1 pseudogene is annotated in these 533 nt (G+C 82.4%); it reads left to right on the top strand.

The features are described from left to right. Positions 1-533 (top strand): annotated as a pseudogene (locus GTW67_RS37565) (hypothetical protein); the annotation flags it as partial.

The raw sequence follows: 533 nt of genomic DNA, 5'->3' as shown, positions 1-533 counted from the left end.
GCCGTGGGCACCGTTCCGGGCGGAGCTGCTGGCCGGCCTGGGCACGGCGCGGCTGCTGCTCGCCGGGACGCGCCGCCGGGACGCGGAGGGCTCCGCGACCGGCGCCCTGGAGGACCTGGACACGGCGCGCCGCGAGCTGCCGCCCGGCCATCCGCGGCTGCCCGCCGTCCGCACGGAACTGGCCTGGCACGCCCTGGGACGGGCACGCGCAGCGCGGGACACCGCCGCGGAGCGGACGGCCGTCGACGAACTGCTGCGCATCGCCGCGGCCTGCCCCCCGACCAGCCCCCACCGCCCGGCAATCCTCCTCCGAACCGCAGCAACCCTGTGCGGCCCGGACACAGACCCGCGCGGCGGGACGGGCGCGGGACCGCAGGGCGCGTCGGGCGCGGGACCGCATGGCGGGACGGGCGCGGGACCGCACGGCGGGACGGGCGCGGGACCGCACGGCGGGACGGGCGCGGGACCGCACGGCGGGACGGGCGCGGGACCGCACGGCGGGACGGGCGCGGGACCGCACGGCGGGACGGGCG

It is taken from the genome of Streptomyces sp. SID5910 (assembly GCF_009862125.1).
GTDB lineage: Bacteria > Actinomycetota > Actinomycetes > Streptomycetales > Streptomycetaceae > Streptomyces.
Note: the sequence above shows the minus strand (reverse complement) of the source record. Positions and strands in the feature narration are given on the sequence as shown.